The organism is Acidovorax facilis (assembly GCF_050626955.1).
Taxonomy (GTDB): Bacteria; Pseudomonadota; Gammaproteobacteria; order Burkholderiales; family Burkholderiaceae_C; genus Acidovorax; species Acidovorax facilis.
This window is the reverse complement of record NZ_CP192460.1, coordinates 4308204-4323461: the sequence shown is the minus strand read 5'-3', so window position 1 is coordinate 4323461 and position 15258 is coordinate 4308204. Positions and strand designations below refer to the sequence as shown.

Annotated in this window: 15 protein-coding genes; 10 read left to right on the top strand and 5 right to left on the bottom strand. The window is 67.6% G+C overall.

The window, feature by feature from the left end:
• The first annotated feature begins 7 nt into the window (after positions 1–7).
• Together ACQ4MJ_RS19825 and ACQ4MJ_RS19820 are read left to right on the top strand one after the other, a co-directional pair.
• Positions 8–616, top strand: coding sequence for a LysE/ArgO family amino acid transporter (locus tag ACQ4MJ_RS19825; protein WP_176887897.1), 609 nt, complete (start codon positions 8–10; stop codon positions 614–616).
• A 74-nt stretch (positions 617–690) separates the two neighbouring features.
• The gene (locus tag ACQ4MJ_RS19820) at positions 691–2271 is read left to right on the top strand and encodes an ABC transporter substrate-binding protein (RefSeq protein WP_431151547.1); all 1581 of its coding nucleotides are present in this window, start codon (positions 691–693) and stop codon (positions 2269–2271) included.
• A gap of 75 nt (positions 2272–2346) precedes the next feature.
• On the opposite strand, the gene ACQ4MJ_RS19815 is transcribed toward ACQ4MJ_RS19820, so the two are convergent.
• From ACQ4MJ_RS19815 to hpaI, 3 genes are all read right to left on the bottom strand, one after another.
• Positions 2347–2970: a glutathione S-transferase family protein gene (locus tag ACQ4MJ_RS19815; RefSeq protein WP_121421944.1), complete on the bottom strand. Its 624-nt coding sequence runs from the start codon at positions 2968–2970 to the stop codon at positions 2347–2349.
• 76 nt (positions 2971–3046) lie between these two features.
• Complete coding sequence (locus tag ACQ4MJ_RS19810) at positions 3047–4024, bottom strand: 2-dehydropantoate 2-reductase (RefSeq protein ID WP_431151548.1); 978 nt, start codon at positions 4022–4024, stop codon at positions 3047–3049.
• A gap of 64 nt (positions 4025–4088) precedes the next feature.
• Positions 4089–4919: a 4-hydroxy-2-oxoheptanedioate aldolase gene (hpaI, locus tag ACQ4MJ_RS19805; protein WP_228897671.1), complete on the bottom strand. Its 831-nt coding sequence runs from the start codon at positions 4917–4919 to the stop codon at positions 4089–4091.
• A gap of 116 nt (positions 4920–5035) precedes the next feature.
• Here hpaI and radA point away from each other — a divergent pair, with 116 nt between their 5' ends.
• The 7 genes from radA (at position 5036) to ACQ4MJ_RS19770 (ending at position 11394) form a co-directional block, all read left to right on the top strand.
• Positions 5036–6412, top strand: coding sequence for a DNA repair protein RadA (radA, locus tag ACQ4MJ_RS19800; protein WP_431151549.1), 1377 nt, complete (start codon positions 5036–5038; stop codon positions 6410–6412).
• 49 nt (positions 6413–6461) lie between these two features.
• A complete protein-coding gene (locus ACQ4MJ_RS19795) occupies positions 6462–6881 on the top strand; it encodes a glycerate kinase (RefSeq protein ID WP_431151550.1) in 420 nt (139 codons plus the stop codon).
• 127 nt (positions 6882–7008) lie between these two features.
• A complete protein-coding gene (locus ACQ4MJ_RS19790; protein ID WP_121421947.1) occupies positions 7009–7947 on the top strand; it encodes a branched-chain amino acid transaminase in 939 nt (312 codons plus the stop codon).
• Between the two features lie 5 nt (positions 7948–7952).
• Positions 7953–8159 carry a zinc-finger domain-containing protein gene (locus ACQ4MJ_RS19785; RefSeq protein WP_055399857.1) on the top strand — a complete coding sequence of 69 codons (207 nt, stop codon included), beginning with the start codon at positions 7953–7955 and terminating at the stop codon, positions 8157–8159.
• 3 nt (positions 8160–8162) lie between these two features.
• Positions 8163–8978 carry a glycosyltransferase family 2 protein gene (locus tag ACQ4MJ_RS19780; RefSeq protein ID WP_055399868.1) on the top strand — a complete coding sequence of 272 codons (816 nt, stop codon included), beginning with the start codon at positions 8163–8165 and terminating at the stop codon, positions 8976–8978.
• Positions 8978–10243: an O-antigen ligase family protein gene (locus tag ACQ4MJ_RS19775; RefSeq protein WP_176887904.1), complete on the top strand. Its 1266-nt coding sequence runs from the start codon at positions 8978–8980 to the stop codon at positions 10241–10243. Before ACQ4MJ_RS19780 ends, ACQ4MJ_RS19775 begins: the two co-directional genes overlap by 1 nt.
• Positions 10244–10419: 176 nt before the next feature.
• The gene (locus ACQ4MJ_RS19770) at positions 10420–11394 is read left to right on the top strand and encodes a glycosyltransferase (protein WP_431151551.1); all 975 of its coding nucleotides are present in this window, start codon (positions 10420–10422) and stop codon (positions 11392–11394) included.
• A gap of 374 nt (positions 11395–11768) precedes the next feature.
• Here ACQ4MJ_RS19770 and ACQ4MJ_RS19765 read toward each other — a convergent pair whose 3' ends face one another.
• Positions 11769–12932 carry an NAD(P)H-dependent flavin oxidoreductase gene (locus tag ACQ4MJ_RS19765; protein WP_431151552.1) on the bottom strand — a complete coding sequence of 388 codons (1164 nt, stop codon included), beginning with the start codon at positions 12930–12932 and terminating at the stop codon, positions 11769–11771.
• Between the two features lie 43 nt (positions 12933–12975).
• Entirely contained in the window at positions 12976–13845 is an 870-nt protein-coding gene (locus ACQ4MJ_RS19760) for a LysR substrate-binding domain-containing protein (RefSeq protein WP_431151553.1), read from the bottom strand.
• A 198-nt stretch (positions 13846–14043) separates the two neighbouring features.
• Here ACQ4MJ_RS19760 and ACQ4MJ_RS19755 point away from each other — a divergent pair, with 198 nt between their 5' ends.
• On the top strand, positions 14044–15222 hold the full coding sequence (locus ACQ4MJ_RS19755; RefSeq protein WP_431153044.1) for a YbfB/YjiJ family MFS transporter: 1179 nt from the start codon (positions 14044–14046) through the stop codon (positions 15220–15222).
• The last annotated feature ends 36 nt before the right edge of the window (positions 15223–15258 follow it).

Below are 15258 nucleotides of genomic sequence, written 5' to 3'. Positions count from 1 at the left end.
CACGCCCATGAGCACCACTGCCTTTCTTCACGGATTCACTTCGACGGCCCTTCTGATCATGGCCATTGGCGCACAAAACGCCTTTGTGCTGCGCCAGGGCCTGCGGCGCGAGCATGTGATGCCGGTGGTGCTGGTGTGCGCGCTGTCCGATGCGGTGCTGTTGCAGGCGGGCGTGTGGGGCATGGGCGGGGTGCTGCTGGCGCGGCCCGAGTGGGCGCAGTTCATGCGCTGGGCGGGCGCGCTCTTTCTGGCCGCCTACGCCGTGCAGGCCGCCAGCCGGGCCTTCAAGCCTGCCCAGCTGCTGGTGTCCGCCAACGGGCCGGGCGCCAGCCTGCGCACTACCGTGCTCACGGTGCTGGCGCTGACCTGGCTGAACCCGCATGTGTACCTGGACACCGTGCTGCTGCTGGGCACCATGGCCACCCCGTACCCTACCTGGGGCCGTGCCACCTTTGCCGCAGGGGGCTCGCTGGCCAGCGCCTTGTGGTTCCTGACCCTCGGGTTTGGCTCGCGCTGGCTGGCGCCTTTGTTCGCATCGCCCGGTGCGTGGCGGGTGCTGGACGCTGGCACGGCCGTCACGATGATGGGTTTGGCCATGGTGATGGTTCTAAGCTAACAAATACAAGTTCGTTACACGGAGAAGCGACTTGCGCCATAGTGGGGGACTGACTGATCTGGAGTGATTCCCCCATGCGTTTCAAGACCCTCTTGCTCGCGGCCGCGCTGGCCACGGCGCTTCCGATGGCTGTGCAGGCCAAGACCTTCCGCTGGTCCCGCTCGGTGGATATTTCCACCTGGGACATCCACACCCAGAACGTGGGCGTGAACAACACCATGCACGGCGCTGTGTACGACACGCTGGTCGAATACAACAGCAAGACCTTCAAGCCCGAGCCGTCGCTGGCCACCGAGTGGAAGCTGGTCAAGCCCACGCAGCTGCGCCTGACGTTGCGCAAGGGCGTGAAGTTCAGCGACGGCAGCGAGTTCACGGCCGACGACGCCAAGTTCTCGCTGGAGCGGGCCAAGGCCAAGACCTCCAACTTCGCCGTCTACACCCAGGGCATTGACCGCGTCGAAAAGGTCGATGCCTACACCATCGACATCCACTCCGACCTGCCCAACCCGGTGCTGGTGAACCAGCTGACCGAGCTGCGCATCATGAGCCGCGCCTGGGCCGAAAAGAACAAGTCGGTCGAGCCCAAGGACATCAAGACCAAGGACGAAACGTACGCCCACCGCAATGCGCTGGGCACCGGCCCGTACCAGCTCAAGCAGTGGGCACCCGACCAGCGCGTGGTGCTGGAGCCCAACCCGCACTGGTGGGGCAAGGGCAAGTACCCCACCAACCTGACCGAGATCGTCTACACCCCCATCAAGGCCGACGCCACGCGCACGGCGGCGCTGCTGTCGGGTGAGATTGACTTTGTGATCGACCCCAGCCTGCAAGACTTGGCGCGCATCAAGCAGACGCCCACCCTGCAGGTGCTCGAAGGGCCGGAGTACCGCACCATCTTCCTGGGTCTGGACCAGTTCCGCGACGAGCTGCCCGGCTCGGATGTGAAGGGCAAGAACCCGCTGAAAGACCTGCGCGTGCGTAAGGCGCTGTACCAGGCGATCGACATCCAGTCCATCCAGCGCGTGGTGCTGCGCGGCCTGGCCCAGCCCACGGGCACGCTGATTGCCAACCAGGTCAACGGCTGGACCAAGAAGGCCGATGTGCGCTACCCCTTCGACCCCAAGGCCGCGCAAAAGCTGCTGGCTGATGCGGGCTACCCCAACGGGTTTGAGGTGGACTTTGCCTGCAGCGCAGGCCGCTACATCAACGACGAGCAGCTGTGCCAGGCCATCACGTCACATTGGGCCAAGGTGGGAGTCAAGGCCAAGCTGCGCTCGCTGCCGTTTGCCACCTACTTCCCGATGATCCAGCGCAACGAAGCCAGCATCTACCTGCTGGGATGGGGCGTGCCCACGTTTGACGCGTTCTACAGCCTGCAGTCGCTGGTGCGCTCGCCCGGTGCTGGTGGGGATGGCAACTTCAACCTGGGCCGGTTCTCCGACCCGCAAATGGACGCGCTGATCGAGCGTGTGAAGAAGGAAACGGACACCGCCACGCGCAACGGCCTGATCGAGCAGGCGCTGATCAAGGAGCATGAGCTGGTGTCGCACATCCCGCTGTACAACCAGGTGATTCCGTGGGCGGGCACCAAGAAGGTGGACATCATCCACCGCGCCGACAACCGCATCGACTGGCGGTATCTGAAGGTGAACTGATCCCGGTTGCCAGCAAAAAGCCCCGGTGCTTCGAGCCAGAAGCACCGGGGCTTTTTTGCGTCCGCAGGTGGCGTATCAGGCAAGTGCGCGCTGCACGGCGGGGCGCTGCAGCATGCGCTGCGTGTGTGCAAACACCTTCGGGAACTGTGCGATGTCCACGCCATCGCTGTGCAGCCAGGTGCCGATGGTGAACAGGTAGCCGTCGGCCACGGTGTATTGCTCGCCCATCACCCAGGGCCCCTGGTCCGCTTGCGGCAGGTAGTGGGTTTCGATGAGGTGAAAGCACTCGGTCATGTTCTGTGGCACCTTGCGCTGCATGGCGGCGTGGGCTTCGGGCTCGTCCGCCCAGCGGCTGGCGCGGGGGCGGTGGGCGTGGGCGATGTGCACCGTGGACGCGAGGTAGCTGTGGAACTCTTGCAGGCGCGCAAAGCCATGCGCGTCGGCGGGCGCCAGGCGCGCCTCTGGAAAGCTCTGCGCCACATAGGCCAGCAGCGCCGGGGTTTCGGTCAGCGTGCCGTGCGGCGTGGCCAGCGCGGGCACGCGGCCCTTGGGGTTCACCGCCAGGTATTCGGGCGTGCGTTGCTGGCCAGCGGCGAAGTCCACGCGCACCAGGTCGTAGGGGGCGCCCGCTTCTTCCAAAGCGATGCGAACGGCCTGCGCGCAGGTGCCGGGGGTGTAGTACAGCGTGAGTTGGGTCATGGTTGGTTTGCTATGAATTAAATAGCTGTTGACGCATATTCCACTAGCGCCTGCAGCCGATTTTGCTTGAGATGACTCAGTACAGTCCCCGCGTGCGAGCCATCAGCCGCGTGAGGCCCAGCAGTGCGTCGGTGTGGGGCGTGGGCGTGCCGGTGATCTGGCCCAGCTCGCGCACCGCGCCCACCAGGGCGTCGATCTCCATCGGCTTGTTCGCTTCCACGTCCTGCAGCATCGAGGTCTTGAACGCGCCCAGCTTGCGCGTGACGGCGTGGCGGTCCTCGGGCTGCTGGTCAATCGGCAGGCCCAGTTGGTCGCCGATGGCCTTGGCTTCCAGCATCACGGCACTCACAAAGCCGCGCACCAGGTCGTCGTCGAGGATACGGTCGGTGGTGGCGCCGGTGAGCGCGCTGATGGGGTTCATGGTGAGGTTGCCCCACAGCTTGAACCAGATGTCCTTCTGAATGCAGCTGCTCACCTCCACATCGATGCCACCGCGCTGCAGCGTGTCGGCCAACGCTTGCAGGCGCGCGCTCTGGCTGCCGTCCGGCTCGCCTACGATGAGGCGGTTGCCGAAATGCTGTTTGACGAAACCCGGCGCTTCGAGCGAGCAGCTGGTGTGCACCACGCTGCCCACCACGTTGCGCGCCGGGATGGCCTGGGCAATCACGCCCCCCGCGTCCACGGATTCGAGGGCACGCCCCTGCGCCGCGCCGCCAAAGCCGTCGAGAAACCACCACGGCACGCCGTTCATGGCGGTGAGCACGATGGTGTCGGGCCCGATCAAGGGCGCCATGGCGCGCGCCACGTCGGGCAGGCCCGGGGCCTTGACGGCGACCACCACCAGGTCCTGCACGCCCAGTGCCGCCGGGTCGCTGTGGGCCGTGACTGCCACCTGTGCCAAGGTGCCGTCCGCGCGCCGCATGCGCAGCCCCTCGGCCTGCAGGGCGCGCAGCGTGTCGCCGCGCGCCACCATGCTGACCGGGTGGCCCGCTTGCGCCAGGGCCACGCCCAGCCAACCTCCGATGGCGCCTGCGCCGTAAATACAAACTTTCATGGTGGTCGTGCCTTTGTCTTCCGGTGAGTGTCGTGGTGAATCGGTGTGTGGTGTCTTGTGGGCTTCAGTAGCCCGCAGGGCGCGCTGGTGTGCCCCCAGCGTCGGCGCGAAAGCGCGCCAGCAGATTCTGCGCAGCGCTGGCCAGCAGCATGGTGTCCACGCCCACGGCCACAAACAGTGCGCCCGCCGCCAACCACTGGCGCGCCTGGGATTCGGTGGTGGCCAGGATGCCTGGCGCCTTGCCCGCACGCAGGATGCGGGTGATGCCGTCGTGGATGGCGGCCTGCACGTCAGGGTGCCCTGGGTTGCCGGGGTGACCCATGGAAGCCGACAGGTCGGCCGGGCCGATGAACACGCCGTCCACCCCTGGCGTGGCGGCGATGGCGTCGAGGTGGGCCATGGCTTCCACCGTTTCTGCCTGCACCAGCAGGCAGATCTGCTGGTTGGCCTCGTGCACATACTGGGGGTAGGCCTGCCAGCGCGACGAGCGGGCGAGGGCGCTCCCCATGCCGCGCACACCCTCGGGCGCGTAGCGCGTGGCGCGCACCAGCTGCTGGGCTTGCTCGGCCGTGTCCACCATGGGCACCAGCAGGGTCTGTGCGCCGATGTCCAGGTACTGTTTGATCAGTGCCGTGTCGCCCACGGGGACGCGTGCGATGGGGTGGGGCGCCTGCACGCCGGGGGGCAGCGCGCTGCTGGCGCTGGCGATGGCCTGCAGCTGGTGCAGGATGGAGCGCAGGTCATTGGGCGCATGTTCGCCATCGACCAGCAGCCAGTCGTAGCCGGTGCCTGCTAGGATTTCGGCGCTGTAGGCATCGGCCAGCCCGAGCCACAGGCCGATCTGCGCCTGGCCCTGGGCCATGGCCTGTTTGAAGCGGTTGGTGGGTGTCTGCAATCTGAACTCCGTGCGGCAGTGCCAAGCCCGTCATCGTACGGGCTGTTGCTATTCCAGTGGGCATGGCCGCTATAGTCGGCTGCCCCCACTTCGGGGCAGCCTCAACGACACCTGCCATGGCCAAAGAAAAAACCACGTTCACCTGCACCGAATGCGGCGGTACCAGCCCGCGCTGGCTGGGCAAATGCCCGGCCTGCGGTGCCTGGAACACGCTGATCGAGCAGGTGGCCGAGGCCGGGCCGGGCAAGAACCGCTACAGCGGCTCGCAATTTGCCGGTTTGAACCAGGCCCAGGCCGTGATGCCGCTGTCGGCCATCGAGGCCAGCGATGTGGAGCGCACACCGAGCGGCATCGACGAGCTGGACCGGGTGCTGGGCGGCGGCATTGTCGAAGGTGGTGTGGTACTGATCGGTGGCGACCCGGGCATCGGAAAATCCACCCTGCTGTTGCAGGCGCTGGATGCGCTTCAGCGCGCAGGGCTGCCCACCTTGTATGTGACGGGTGAGGAAAGCGGTGCCCAGGTGGCCCTGCGCTCGCGCCGCCTGGGGCTGGACCAGAGCCAGGTCAACGTGCTGGCCGAGATCCAGCTCGAAAAGATCCTGGCGACCATCGAGTCCATGCAGCCTGCGGTGGCCGTGATCGACTCGATCCAGACCGTGTACTCCGACCAGCTCACGTCCGCGCCCGGCTCCGTGGCGCAGGTGCGCGAATGTGCGGCGCACCTCACGCGTTGTGCCAAGGCCTCGGGCGTGGCCATCGTGCTGGTGGGCCATGTGACCAAGGAAGGTGCGCTGGCGGGGCCGCGCGTGCTGGAGCACATGGTGGACACGGTGCTGTACTTCGAAGGCGACACGCACAGCCAGTTCCGCCTGGTGCGGGCCATCAAGAACCGCTTCGGCGCGGTCAACGAAATCGGCGTGTTTGCAATGACCGAGAAGGGCCTCAAGGGCGTGAGCAACCCCAGCGCCATCTTTTTGAGCCAGCATTCCGAGCCCGTGCCCGGCAGCTGCGTGATGGTGACGCTGGAGGGCACACGCCCGCTGCTGGTGGAGATCCAGGCACTGGTGGACAGCGGTGGCCCCAGCCCCCGGCGCCTGTCCGTGGGCCTGGACAAGGACCGCTTGGCCATGCTGCTGGCCGTGCTGCACCGCCACGCGGGGGTTGCGTGCATGGACCAGGACGTGTTCGTGAATGCCGTGGGCGGCGTGCGCATCAGCGAGCCAGCGGCCGACCTGGCGGTGATGCTGTCCATCACCTCCAGCCTGCGCGGCAAGGCGCTGCCGCGCGGCTTTCTGGCGTTTGGCGAGGTGGGGCTGGCGGGCGAGGTGCGGCCCGCGCCCCGCGGCCAGGAGCGCCTGAAGGAAGCTGCCAAGCTCGGTTTCAGTGTGGCCGTGGTGCCCAAGGCCAATGCGCCCAAGAAACCCATTGAGGGGCTGACCATCCACGCGGTGGAGCGGGTGGAAGAGGCCATGAACGTGGTGCGGGGCTTGTAAGCAATGCCCACAGCCACACACGGTTGAGGCCGTAAGACAATCCCAGCCTATGAATCTGCGCAATATCCTGGTGCCCCTGGGGGCGGTGGCCCTGGTCGGGTTTGGTTTTACAGCCTACGGTTGGGCCGGTGTGGCGGCCGTGGTGGGCGGGCTGGTCATGTGGGCCCTGCTGCATTTCACGCGGCTGGTGAATGTGATGAAGAAGGCCGCCAAGCGCCCCATCGGCTATGTGGGCAGTGCGGTCATGCTCAATGCCCGGCTGGTTGAGGGCGTGAACCTGATGCATGTGGTGGCCATGACGCAGGCGCTGGGGGAACTGCTGTCGCCCGAGGGCGCTGACCCCGAGGTGTACCGCTGGACAGACGGCACCCAGTCGCATGTGACCTGCGAGTTTCGCCATGGCAAATTGGTGAAATGGACGCTGTTGCGGCCGGAGGGCGAAGCGGCCGCCACTCCCCCCCAAGGCTGACCGCTGCACAGGCCCTTGCCCTTGGCGGGGCACCATTTGCTGCACTGCACCCTGGTGCCCCGGTTCCTGGCCCGCTGCGGCCCCGTAAAATCCCGGTTTTGCGACCCACAGCAACCAAAGGATTCCCATGAGCCCCGTAGTTCCCTCGATGGCCGACCGTGACGGCAAGATCTGGATGGACGGCCAGATGGTCGATTGGCGCGACGCCAAGATCCATGTGCTGACCCACACCCTGCACTACGGCTGCGGCGCCTTCGAAGGCGTGCGCGCGTACAACACGGCCAACGGCACGGCGATCTTCCGACTGGAAGAGCACACCGACCGCCTCTTCAACAGCGCCAAGATCTTGCGCATGAAGATCCCGTTCACCAAGGAAGAAGTGAACGAAGCCCAGAAGGCTGTGGTGCGTGAAAACAAGCTCGAATCCTGCTATCTGCGTCCATTGACCTGGATCGGCTCGCAAAAGCTGGGTGTTTCGCCCAAGGGCAACCAGATCCACCTCATGGTGGCCGCCTGGGCCTGGGGCGCCTACCTGGGCGAAGAAGGCATGAAGCGCGGCATCCGCGTCAAGACCAGCAGCTACACCCGCCACCACGTCAACATCACCATGACGCAGGCCAAGGCGGTGAGCAACTACACCAATTCCATCCTCGCCAACATGGAAGCGCTGGACGACGGCTACGACGAAGCACTGCTGCTCGACAGCTCTGGCTTCGTGTCCGAAGGTGCGGGCGAAAACATCTTTGTCATCAAGAACGGCGTGATCTACACGCCCGACCTGTCGGCCGGTGCCCTCAACGGCATCACCCGCAACACCGTGTTCCACATCGCCAAGGACCTGGGCCTGGAGATCGTGCAAAAGCGCATCACGCGCGACGAGGTGTACATCGCCGACGAAGCCTTCTTCACCGGCACGGCGGCTGAAGTGACCCCCATCCGCGAACTCGACCGGATCGAGCTGGGCAGCGGATCACGCGGCCCCATCACCGAAAAAATCCAGAGCGCCTTCTTTGACATCGTCAACGGCCGCAACTCCAACTACGCCCACTGGCTCGCGAAAGTCTGAACACCATGTCCCAAGCCGCCATCGAACTCCTGGCCAAGGACCTCAATGCCCAGGGTGGGGTTTTCTGCCCCAGCCCCAAGGCCGATATGAAAATCTGGAACAGCCACCCCAAGGTGTACCTGGATGTGGCCCGCACCGGCGAGGCCAAGTGCCCGTACTGTGGCACGGTGTACCGCCTGAAGGCGGGCGAGCACGTACACGCTGGCCACTGATTGATGCCCGTGGGAACCGGCGGCGCATCGGCGCCGCCCACGTTGACCGTGGCGGTGCTGACCCACAACGAGGCGCACCGCATCGAGGCCTGCCTGAAAAGCGCCGCGTTCGCCGACCAGCTGCTGGTGGTGGACAGCGGCAGCACGGACAACACCGTGGCCATCGCCCAAAGCCTGGGCGCCGAAGTCCACAGCTATCCCGACTGGCAGGGCTTTGCCGTGCAGCGCAACCGGCTGCTGGCGCATTCGCGCGGCGACTATGTGTTTTTCCTCGACGCTGACGAGGTGATGACACCCGCGTTTGCGCAGGAGCTGCAGGCCATCGTCCGTTCGGGCGAGCAGGCAGTGTGGACCATCCGCTGGCGCATGGTGGCCTATGGGCACGAGCTCAAGTATTTCCGGTCGCAGTCGCAGATCGAGCGCCTGTTTGTGCGTGCGCTGGTGAAGGAATACACCGGGGTGGTGCACGAGCAGGCCCAGCTCCATGCCCTGCCCGGTGGCGCAGCGGTGCCGCGTCGCCTCATCAAGGCGCGGCTGCTGCACTACTCCCGCACCACGGTGCGCGGCAGCCTGGAGAAGCTTACCCAGTACGTGATGCTCGGTGCCGCCAAGCGGGCGGAGGCGGGCAAACGCGGCGGGGTCTTGCGGGGCCTGGCGTCGGGCGGGTCGATGTTCCTGCGTCTGTATGTGTTCCGGCTGGGTTTTTTGTGTGGCGGCGCGGGCTTTCTGTACTGCCTGTTTGTGGCGCTGGAGGGCTTTTTCCGGTACGCCGCCCTGCACTACGACCGCGACAGCCTGACGGGGCGGGTGATTCGCTGATGACGTCTCCGCAGGATACCCACCGCTGGTTTTCCCGTTGCGCCAGCATTGGCGCGTTCATGGTCCCGGGGCTGGCGCTGTGGCTGCCCTCGGGCTATTCCTACGGCGCCGTGCTGCTGCTGCTGGCCACGCTGGCCAGCGCGCCGCTGTGGTGGCGCCGCCCTGCGCCGCGTGCCGCCTGGTGGCTGACGGCGGCTTTTTCGTGCATGGCTGCGCTGTGGATGCTGGATGTGGGCGCCACCTGGGGCTGGGGCAGCATGGATCGGCCGGTCAAATACCTCCTGGCCTTGCCCTGCATCTTTTTCCTGATGACGTTCGAGCCCCGTGCCGCCTGGCTGTGGATGGGTGTGGCGGTCGGCGCAGTGGGCAGCGGGCTGGTGGCGCTGTACCAGACCTTCGTGATGGAGCTGCCGCGTGCCAATGGATTTACCAACGCCATCCAGTACGGCAATCTGAGCATGCTGCTGGCCGTGATGAGCGGCCTGCTGCTCGTCGTGCAATGGAAGCGCTGGTGCCTGTGGCAGCGGTTGCTGCTGGCCAGCGCCATCGGGCTGGGTGCCGCCGGCTCGGTGCTCTCCCAGTCGCGCGGCGGCTGGCTGGCGCTGGTGCTGTTGCTGCCCGTGTGTGCCTGGCTGCTGGTGCGCACCACCGGGCAGCGGCGCGTGTACTGGGGCCTGTGTGCGCTGGCGCTGGCGGCGGCTGCGCTGTCGCAGGTGCCTGCGGTGGAGCAGCGGGTGGACGAGGCGCGCCAGGAAGTGCAGGTCTACAAGGACCACGGTGACGGCCGCAGCTCGGTTGGCCAGCGGCTGGCGCATTGGCGCCTGGCGTGGCAGATGGGCTGGGACCGGCCCTTCACCGGCTGGGGCCGGGCCGGGTACACCGACGAGAAGGCCCGGCGCGTGGCCGCCGGGCTGGCGCATCCCGTGGTGCTCGAATTTGGGCACGCGCACAACGAAATCCTGGACCTGTTTGCCAAACGCGGGCTGCCTGGCGTGCTGTTGCTCATGGCGTTCTACGGCATTCCGCTCGCGATGTTCTGGCCCACGGCGCGGCGCATTCGCGACGGTTCCGGCAAGATGGACAAGGAGTCGCTCTCGCTGTGCCTGGTGGGTGTGATGGTGCCCCTGTCGTACATCGGTTTTGGGCTCACGCAAGTGTTTCTGGCTCACAACAGCGGCAACATGTTCTACCTCTTCATGTGCCCCCTGGTGCTGGCGGCCCTGCACGAGCGGCGCACGCGCATGGGCTGCCCAAGACCTCTTTAGATGAAGCACCCCCTGAGTCGCTTCGCGCCTTCCCCCTCTCTCGCTGCGCGGGAGGGTGGCGCCACCCGTGGCCTGGCAAAGCCAGTTCCACTGGTGGCACTGGCTTGGGCCGCGCCAGTTTCATGGTCTGCGGGTGTAGCGTAGCGCCATGGAAAACTGAGACGAAAGATTTCCCTATGCACATCCTGCTCATCAACAACTCCCCCATCCCCGTCTACGGCTACGGCGGCACTGAGCGCGTGATCTGGGATCTGGGCAAGACGCTGGTGCAGCTTGGCCACCGCGTGAGCTACCTGGTGCCCCACGGCTCCAGCTGCGACTTCGGCCATGTGCTGCCCATCCGCCCCGACGCACCGTGGGAGGGGCAGATCCCGGCCGATGTGGACATTGCGCATTTCCAGTTCAACCCCCGCACCGAGCTGAGCCGGCCCTATCTGGTCACCGAGCACGGCAACGCGCGCAAGCCCAAGCCGCTGCCGCTGAACACCGTGTTCCTCTCGCGTGACCACGCCGCGCGTTACGGTTCCACCGAGTTTGTCTACAACGGACTCGATTGGAGCGGCTATGGCCCTGTGGACTTTGACCGCCCACGGCCCCACTACCACTTTCTGGGCAAGGCGGCCTGGGGCGTGAAGAACGTGCGCGGCGCGATCAAGGTGGCCAAGATGGCCGGCGTGGAACTGGACGTGCTGGGCGGAGACCGCATCAACTTCAAGCGCGGCTTTCGCTGGACGTTGTCGCGCAAGATCCACTTTCACGGCATGGTGGGCGGCGCGCAGAAGACCGGCCTGCTCAATGCCTCGCGCGGGCTGATCTTTCCGGTGCGCTGGCACGAGCCCTTTGGCCTGGCCGTGATCGAAAGCCTGTACTTCGGCTGCCCGGTGTTTTCCACGCCCTACGGCGCATTGCCCGAGCTGGTGCCGGTGCACTGCGGCGTGCTGTCGGCCGAAGCCTCCGTGCTGGCCGAGGCGGTGCGCAACAACCGCTTTGACGCCCGCGCCTGTCACCAGCATGTGGTCGATCACTTCGGCGCCGAGCGCATGGCGCGCAACTACCTGCGCATGTACGAGCGCGTGCTCGCGGGCGAGAAGATCAACGCCCAGCCGCCCGTCATCCAGGGGCCTGCGCGCGAACTGCCCTGGAGGCAGTGAATCACCCCCTGAGACGCTGCGCGCCTTCCCCCTCTCTCTACGCGCTTCGCGCTATGGGAGGGGGACGCCATCGGTGGCCCGGCGAAGCCGGTTCCACGGTGGCACTGGTTTTTTGCGGCGCGCCGGTATCGAAAGGAGTGAGCATCGCGGGCCGGTCACCCGAGGGGCCGAGGATCGCCAACCGGCGCTCCCATGTCGCCCCACCCGTTGCCCGTCGGGCCGAGCCGTTCGAGGCGGGCACCTTCCCCGGTCATTCGGGCTGAGCTTGTCGACGCCAGGGCGCGCCATGCAGTGGCGGCCGCTGAAAAACCAGTCAAATAGGCCGCTAGCGCTTATTCATCAAGCGCAACTTGCTATTTAATTAATAGCAAAAGTCACCTCTGCCCCGCGCCCTGCGCTCCCACGGCTGCCAGCGCGGCGCGCCATTCCTCTTCCAGCACCGCCACGAGCGCCGCCGCTGGCATGGGGCGCACCGCCGCCACGCCCTGGCCGGCCCACAGTGAGAGGTAGTCCGCCCGCCCCGCCTCGGCAGACGCCCGGCGCAGCGCGCCGGTGAGGGCGTTCTGCACCGGGTAGGCTGGCACATCGGCCTCGTGCGCGTGCAGCCGCTGCAGCATCGTGTTGACGATGCCACGCGCCGGGCGGCCCGAGAAGACGCGGGTGGTGCGCGTGTCCGTGCCGGTGGCGTGGGCCAGCGCATCGCGGTAGGCCGGGCCGATGCCCGACTCGTCGCAGGCCAGGAAGGCCGTGCCCATCTGCACCGCCTCGGCGCCCAGGGCCTGGGCCGCGGCGATACCGCGGCCGTCCATGATCCCGCCGGCCGCGATCACCGCCACGCCCCGGGGGCGCAGCGCATCCACGCACTGCGGGATGAGGGCCATGGTGCCCACCATGGACGCCGCAAAGTCGGCCTGCGAGGGGCCCTTGGCGGCAGGGGCCTTTTCTGCGGGCGCAAGGCCCTCGGCCTGCAGACGGCCCGTGGGCAAAAAAGTGCCCCGGTGGCCGCCCGCCTCCATGCCCGATGCGACCACCGCGTCCGCGCCCACATCGGCCCAGGCCACGGCCTCGGCCACGGATGTGGCCGTGCCGATGACGGTGCAGCCCGCGCTGTGCAGCCGCTCGACCTGCGCGGCGTTCAGGATGCCAAAGGTAAAACTCGCCACGGCAGGGCGCGCTTCGACCAGGGCGTCGAACTGGGCCGCAAAGTCCTCGCACCAGCGCGCGGGCACGGCGGGCGTGAGGCCGAACTCCGCATACAGCGGCGCCAGACGGGCCACGGCCTTTTCCACCGTGGCCGCATCGGGCGCGGGCGTGTCCTGCACGAAGAGATTGAGCCCGAAGGGCCGGTCGGTGCGCCGCCGCACCTCGGCCGCCGCCTCGGCCATGGCGGCGGGGGAGCGCATGCCGCAGCCCAGGGTGCCCAGCCCGCCCGCCGCAGACACGGCGGCAGCCAGCGCCGGGGTGTCGGCACCCGTCATGGGCCCCTGGATGATGGGCAGGCGCAGGGAGAGGGCGGTGCGCAGGCTGGGGTGGGGCATGGTGGCGTTCCGTTCGCTAAAAAAGGGAAGAAGAGAAGGGTTGTCAGTCGCGCAGCACTTGCTGCAGCGCATCCAGCGCCGCGGACCGGTAGCCGTGGCGCCACACCAGCAGCGTCTGCAGGGTGGTCAGGGGGTGCTGGGCCAGCAGCGCGGCGTGGGGCGAGAGCTGGAGCACCGAGCGTGGCACGATGCCCACGCTGCCACCCCCCGCCACGCTGGCCAGGATGGCGTGGTACGAGCCCAGTTCCAGCGTCTGCATGGGCGGGGTGCGGGTTGCGAACCAGTCCTGCGCCACCCCCCGGTAGGTGCAGCCAGGCTCGAACACCGCCAGCGTGCCGGGCACCACATCCTGCGGGCCGGACACGGGCGGATGCCCCGTGGGCAGCACCAGGATCAGTTCCTCGGCGAACACGGGGCTGGCTTCCAGCGCAGGGTCGGGCGACTGCCCTGGCGGCCAGGCCACCAGCACGGCGTCGAGCGCATGGGCGCGCAGCCGCTCCAGCAGTTCGCGCGTGGGGGCGGTCGACAGCTCCAGCGCCACCCCGGGCCACTGGCGGTGCAGTTGCGCCAGCGGGGCGGGCAGGCGGCTGGCGGCGGTGCTTTCCATCGAGCCCAGGCGCAGGCGTCCCGTGGGCTGGCCTGGCCGCACGGCCTGCCGAGCCTCCTCGGCCAGCGCCAGCAGCCGGTCGGCGTAGCCCCGCAGCACTTCGCCCTCGGGCGTGAGCGCCATACGCTTGCCCTCGCGCAGGAACAGCGGGGTGCCCAGGTCGGCCTCCAGCTGGCGCACCCGCGTGGTCACATTGGACTGCACGCGCTGCAGCCGCTCGGCCGCGCGCGTGACGCTACCCTCTGCCGCCACGGTGCGGAAGATGTCGAGGGCGGCCAGATCGAGTGGGGGGGATGCTTTATCCATCTTGAAAAAGTATGAATGTCAAAAATTCAATCTCTTGCTAAGATCATAAGACCCCGCATCCGACGCCGCAACTCCCCTCCCACCGTCCCACCGCGCAACCGCCCCCATGCCGTGACCCAGGCCACTTCTTCTTCCACGCTTGCAGCCACCCGCCGTGGCGACACCTGCTCCTCCGCGCTCCAGGTCGCACTGGCGGGCATGGCCGCGCTGGCGGCCGCCATGGGCATCGGCCGCTTCGCCTTCACACCGCTGTTGCCCATGATGCTGCACGACGGCGTGGTGGACATCGCCACCGGCAGCTGGCTGGCCACGGCCAACTACGCGGGCTACCTGGGGGGTGCGCTGCTGTACATGGCCTTGCCCTGGCTGGGCCGGCGCCTGGACGCGGTGCCTGACAATGCAGCCCTGGTGCGCAGCGGGCTGGTGGCCACGGTGCTGCTCACGGCCGCGCTGGCCTTGCCATGGCCCTGGCTGTGGCCCCTGATGCGGCTTCTGGCCGGTGTGGCCAGCGCCATGGTGTTCCTGGGCACGGCCAACTGGTGCATGGGCCGGCTGGCCCACCTGGGACATCCGGCCCTGGGCGGGTTGATCTTTTGCGGCCCGGGCCTGGGCATCGTCGCCACCGGCCTGCCCACCAGCGCCATGGTGGCAGCGGGCTGGAGCGCCGCCACGGGCTGGGCCGTGTTCGCCGTGCTCGCCGCCTTGCTGTGCGCGCTGGTGTGGCCGGTGGTGCGGGGCAGCGAAGCCTCCTCGGTGGTGCCAAGTGCCGCAAGCACGGCGGCAACGGCGCCACCTCCGCCCGCGCCGCATCCGGCAGCCGAGCGCGCCCTGCTGGCGCTGGCCTATGGCCTGGCCGGCCTGGGCTACATCGTCACGGCCACCTTCCTGCCCGTGATCGCGCGGGCCGCGCTGCCTGCAGGCTCGGCCTGGCCCGACCTGTTCTGGCCCATCTTCGGCGCGGGTGTGGCGTTGGGGGCGCTGCTGTCCACGCGCATTCACCCTGCGCGGGACCGGCGCCTGCTGCTGGCGGGGGCCTACCTGCTGCAGGCGGCGGCCATCGGCCTGGGCCTGCTCTGGCCCGGCCCGGCAGGCTTTGCATTCGGTAGCCTGCTGCTGGGCCTGCCCTTCACGGCCATCACGTTCTTTGCGTTGCAGGAGGCGCGACACCAGTGGCCCCAGGCGGGCGCAGGCTTCACCGGCCTGATGACCGCGCTGTACGGCATCGGCCAGATCGCGGGGCCGCCCATGGCGGCTGCACTCTTGGCGCGCGCGGGCTCGCAGGCGCAGGGGTTTGACTGGGCGCTGGGTGTGGCGGGGGCTGCGCTGGGGTTGGGGGCGGCGCTGTATGCGCTGATGGCCTGGCGCTGGAGAACGTGAGCTAAGCTAAAAATGGCCTGTAGCGCTTATCCAATG